The sequence below is a fragment of the Arcticibacter eurypsychrophilus genome (assembly GCF_001730525.1).
GTDB lineage: Bacteria > Bacteroidota > Bacteroidia > Sphingobacteriales > Sphingobacteriaceae > Arcticibacter > Arcticibacter eurypsychrophilus.
In genome coordinates, this window is record NZ_MDFN01000055.1 from 1 (window position 1) to 5549 (window position 5549).

Annotated in this window: 3 protein-coding genes; all 3 read right to left on the reverse strand. The window is 39.1% G+C overall.

Going from position 1 to position 5549, the window contains the following annotated elements; genetic code table 11:
- Nucleotides 1–88 precede the first annotated feature (88 nt).
- Nucleotides 89–355, reverse strand: a complete 267-nt coding sequence (locus tag BFL47_RS18820) for a hypothetical protein (RefSeq protein ID WP_069661338.1) — start codon at nucleotides 353–355, stop codon at nucleotides 89–91.
- A gap of 348 nt (nucleotides 356–703) precedes the next feature.
- Complete coding sequence (locus BFL47_RS18825; protein ID WP_069661339.1) at nucleotides 704–2332, reverse strand: RagB/SusD family nutrient uptake outer membrane protein; 1629 nt, start codon at nucleotides 2330–2332, stop codon at nucleotides 704–706.
- Between the two features lie 25 nt (nucleotides 2333–2357).
- On the reverse strand, nucleotides 2358–5369 hold the full coding sequence (locus BFL47_RS18830) for a SusC/RagA family TonB-linked outer membrane protein (protein WP_069661340.1): 3012 nt from the start codon (nucleotides 5367–5369) through the stop codon (nucleotides 2358–2360).
- Nucleotides 5370–5549: the final 180 nt, after the last annotated feature.

The following is a 5549-nucleotide window of genomic DNA, read 5'->3' on the forward strand; positions in this document are numbered from 1 at the left end:
GTTTAATTTTTATCGGACAGCAGTGATTATTTATAAGTCAAATTCCTGATACTATTAACCTTAAATGTCTTTTAGTCCATTTGTATGACTAAGTTTCTAAGATATATAATGAGCTTTCCAGCTGATTGCCTATAATAAACTTAATGCGTTCCTTCTCTGCATCAATCTCCGGCAAATAACTTGATATGGTCTCAGGAAATTTAGCAGCAAAAACCTTCAGGTCAACGCCTTCTTTGAGCTGAATAAGGACTTCAGAGCCCCGGTCATAAACCTCAAAAACATCTTTTCCTTCCTGATGTAAATTGTCAGATAATAAGTTTAACTGGTCAAGTACTTTTTCTTTAAAGATTCCCATCTTAATTAAAATTTGATTTTTAAATCTACATACAAAAAAGCAATTTTTCTTTAGGAATTTTCTGTAGGATTTTAAGTTTGTGTTTTTAGTTACAAACTAATTTCTGGGCTAAGACGAAGGTTAGTGTAAACTCTCACGTTACCGAATTTGTTTGTAAAACAGAAATTCTTAAGCGTACCAGCATATAAATAAATGCAGAGAAAAAGCAATAAGATACCCACAAAAGTCCGACTTAAACACCCTCAGGTCGGACATATATGGGTATCATACTGCATTCTTACCAGACTTTTTAATAAGGAAAGAGTAACCTTTATGATCCAATCACCATTCAGGCTACTCTCTTAATTTTTAATAACCCGGATTCTGAGTTAGAACAGCATCCTTATTCAACTGTATTTCTCTTAGCGGAATTGGCAACAACTGATTATTTGCGGTTATACTCCTAATCGGATTAAAGGCATTGTTAGAATTTAAGCGTGTAGCCCTTTCCACTAATGTTCCGGTACGCATCAATGTCATTCGTCGGTTTTCTTCACCGATCAATTCTCTGGCACGTTCATCCAAAATAAAATTCAGGGTCATATCAGCTGCTGTTACCTTTCCATTTAATGGGTAGTCAGGATAGGCTCGTGCTCGAAGTACGTTGATACTTGTAGCAGCATCATCTAATTTCCCTTGTTTAAATTGAGCCTCTGCCAATAGTAAATAGGTTTCTCCCAGACGCATGAAAATGAAATCCTTTACCATGGCATATCCAAATGTATCATTCGGATCGAACTGATACCATTTTGTGGTATGTGGGGCAATATTAAATAAAGTATCTGGCCCGGTAAAAGGAACCATTTTACCAAATTTGGCAGGTTGGGTACGATCATTATAATAATACCTTCTTTTGATGTTATACTGTGAATTACGGATATCATTACCCTTATAAAGGCCATACAACACCCAGTTACTCAACCGCAATCGACCTAATGCACGGCCACCTAATGAATCTGCAAGTGCCATACCATTAATATTATGATAAGCTGCTCCCCAAACCCTACGTTGTTGCGGATTATCGGTAATACCTCCAACAACAGTACTTGGATTTTCTTGTTCCAATACCCAGATGGCTTCAGTATTCCCTTGTATCCGTCGTTGATTACCATACACAAACATATCGGAATAGTAATCTCCTGCAAGCCCTGTCTTAATGCCAAATCGCTGTTTAATCAGACTGAAACGGCCGCTGCTAATAATTGCTTGCAGCTGCGGCTCAGCCAATTCTGGTTTTCCCATTCTCAGGTATACCTCCCCTAGTAATTGCATGGCCATAAATTTGTTAGCACGGCCAAACAGTTTACCCTTGGAGTTTGACTTGACACTTTCAATATCCGGAAGATGTGTTACTGCGTAAGTAAGATCACTTACAATGAGCGCATTTACTTCTTCTATAGGTGCTCTTACAAAATCAGTCTTAGGACCTGTAAGTGCAGTAGTAATAATTGGAACTCCCCCAAAGCAGGTGGCCAGGTTATTATATGCATAGCCCCTGAAAAACCTGGCTTCAGCATTTATCTGGTCTTTACCGGCCTGACTAATGGCAGTTACGGTAGGGTCTTCTACATTATTCACAATGATATTGGTCAGATTGATCAAAATATAGTACCTGTTCCATGTCCGTTCGGCTGCAGCATCAGTTGAGGTAAGTGTAGCATAATTATAATAAGGAATCTCAATGCCTTGCTGATTGGCTGTTGCATTGGCTACATCAGTCCCTACCTGCCAAACACTTGGCCAACCTTGATTAGACGACCATGAATAAATGGTACTAACATGGTTATATAATCCAACCAGAGAGGCCTCGAATCCAAGAGAGTCTTTCAACGTTTCTGGTGTATAAGTAGAATAAGGGTCCTCATCGAGGTATGATTTATTGCAGGAGATCGTAAACAGAACTCCGATAATAGTAATTGCTAAAATATAACGTTTCATAACGAGTTTTTAAAAGATAAGCAGATTAACGTAATGAGATATTTGCACCAAAAACAAAAGAACGGGTTACAGGGTAATTATCTTCCCATGTAGTTCCTGCATCGGAATTGGTAGTTCCTCTCTGAAAGTTATCACTCTCAGGATCCCAGCCTATCCAATCGGTAAAGGTGTACAGGTTACGACCGCTTGCGTATACAGTAAGGCCTCCAATATGTAATTTTTCCAGCATCTTCGGATTGAAAACATAGCTTAAAGTGACATCTTTGATTCGGGTAAATGCGGCATCAGAAGCATATCCATATCCCCTTGGATTTTTAAATGCCAATGAAGGTCTGGTCGTACTCTTATTTTCGGCGGTCCAATACCCAATGTCAATAGGCGTATTTCGCTTTCCGGTCTCATCCGCATAGTTCAAATCTGAATTATTCTTCGTCATTCCCTGTGCGGTTAAAATAAACACATTCAAATGGAGATTTTTATAATGAAAGGTATTCGTAATTCCACCCGTCCATTTCGGTGCGGTCTGGCCTATAACCTCACGGTCAGCATTAGCGGTAATCTTTCCATCACCATTCAAATCTGCAAACTTTAGCTCGCCGGCTACAGCTCCTGGATCTTGTGTGGAAGCATCTTCTCCTTCCTGCCAAATACCTTGCAAATGATAATCATAGATCACATTTATAGGCTGACCAATGAACCAACGGTTACCAAGATCGCTTTGCTTGTCGCCATAGAGATCTACAATCTTATTTTTGTTTGCAGAAAAGTTCAATGTAGTTTCCCATCTAAAATCAGTTCCATTGATATTGCGGGTGTTTAATGTAACTTCAATCCCTTTGTTAGAAGTTTCTCCGAGATTATCAAATACTGTAGAATACCCTGTAATAATTGGTATGCTCCGCAATAGCAAGAGATCTGTAGTTTTCGAATCGTATACATCAACGGTTCCATAGATTCTGTTTTTCAAAATGGAGAAATCAACTCCAAGGTTCTTGCTATATGTATTTTCCCATAGAAGATTCCTGTTTCCCAGATTTCCAGCTACAGCACCTATTGTACTGATACCATTGAATGGAGATCGGCTGGTTAATGAAGTGGAAATAGTGCGGTATACAGGGATTGCTTCGTTACCTGATTTACCATAGGAAAGACGTAACTTCAGGTTATCTACAAAAGATTGGTTTTTCATAAACGACTCATTGCTGATGTTCCATCCAATAGCAGCAGATGGGAAAATACCATGTTTGGTAGTATTGGAACCAAAAACAGATGAACCATCTCGTCTTGCGGTAACAGTAAATAGGTATCGACTGTCATAAGAATAATTTAAACGTCCCATTTGAGAGTTAAGCGCGTACTTATCAGTATACGAATCACTTGTTTGAGTGGCTCCCGCAGATAAGCTATTAAATGAAAGCTCATCGTTTACAAAACCCTTCGCTCCTGCTGTACTTCTATCATATTTCTTTTGCTGAGAACTATACAAACCTGTAAAGTCAAAATGATTTTTGTTCCAGTCTTTGGTATATGACACTATATTTTCCAGGGTATAGCTATTCGTTTCGGCACTAACGATTTCTGCAGTACCGATCAAATCATTGGCCATTCTGCCTGTATAACTTGACCTCCGTTCCGGCAGGAAAGAATACCCTGCATTTAAGCGATATTTCAATCCAGTGAGTGCACCTGAAAACTTCAGTTCTGCATACCCATTACCGTTGACATTCGTAGTACGTCTTAAACGATCGGTAACCAGGCCAAGCATCGGGTTAGCAAACAGTTGTTCCGGTTTCATAGGATATATTTTATAGGTCCCGTCGGTATTATACATTTGGCCATAAGGACTCATTGCCGATGCATTCAACAGATTTGCCCTTCCTCCATCTGTATTATTATTAGTATAAAAGACAGATGTACCAACGGTTAGATAATTGGTCACATTTACATCGAGGTTTGACCTTAAATTAACGCGTTTGTACTGGAATCCTTGTACAACTCCTTTTTGATTGAGGAATTCACCAGATATATAATATTTTGTATCTTCTGAACCACCAGATATACTGAGATTATGATCCTGTAGAGTACCCGTTTGCGTAACATCATCCATCCAATCGCGGGTAATACCAGCATTGTAATTTTCCAGTTCACCAAAATTCGGAACTGGATTGGTTTGGGGGATTTTGCTCTGCTTAAGCCAATCGGCATACTTTTGAACATATTCTTCCCCATTTCTTGGAGTAAGCATGTGAGCGATATTTTCAACACCTGCATAAGCATTATAGCGGATCATTGGCTTTCCTGTTGTCCCTCTTTTAGTAGTGATCAGAATTACTCCATTTGCTCCGTTTGTACCATAGATTGCAACAGATGAGGCATCTTTCAGTATTTCCATAGAGGCAATATCATTTGGGTTGATATCATTCAGAGTTCCCCCTGTTTTAGTTAATGGAATTCCATCTACTACGACATAAGGGCCAGAGTTAGCGTTGATTGAATTTTGACCTCTTATCAGTGCTGATGGTGCTTTACCTGGTACGGAAGACGTTTGTGAAACTGTAATTCCGGCAACTGCACCTTGCACGGCCTGAAGCACATTAGTTATAGGCAGTTGTGACAGTCTGGCTTTGGGTACCGACGTAACAGAACCCGTAACATCAGACCGTTTCTGAGTTCCATAGCCTACTACAACTACTTCGTTTAAGTTGGTCCCAATATTGTCTACAACCAGCTTTACCTGCACCGATTGACGAGAATTAACCTCTACTGTTTGCGATTTAAATCCTATAAATGAGAAAGTAAGTGAGGCTTGTGGCAATACTGAAATTTCGAAATTGCCTTTTGTATCTGTAGCGGTTGCGGATGTTTCTCCTCGAACTTTTACACTTACACCAGGCAGCGATTCTCCTTTGTCATCGGTCACGTTCCCTCTTACTTTTATTCTTATGTCTACCTGTGCCTGTAACAGGTTTCCAGAATAGAAGAGGATACAGATTAGAATCAGCAGATGCCGTAGGTTTGGTAAAGTATTCCTTTTCATATAATTTAGTTATTTGGTTTATTGCATTAAGGTATGGTGGATATTTAGAATTAGCAGGGGGCTAATCGATCTATTTAACTGGTTAAATAGGTATTTTTTCCTTATTCTGATTCATTGTTGTCCGATAAAAATTAAACTCATTTAAAAACAAGCCTTTTTGATAAGTCTGTGTGCAGTTTT

What these genes read in the sequence shown, in the direction of transcription:
- BFL47_RS18820 (WP_069661338.1), bottom strand. Translation starts at nt 355, where the DNA reads ATGGGAATCTTTAAAGAAAAAGTACTTGACCAGTTAAACTTATTATCT.
- BFL47_RS18825 (WP_069661339.1), bottom strand. Translation starts at nt 2,332, where the DNA reads ATGAAACGTTATATTTTAGCAATTACTATTATCGGAGTTCTGTTTACG.
- BFL47_RS18830 (WP_069661340.1), bottom strand. Translation starts at nt 5,369, where the DNA reads ATGAAAAGGAATACTTTACCAAACCTACGGCATCTGCTGATTCTAATC.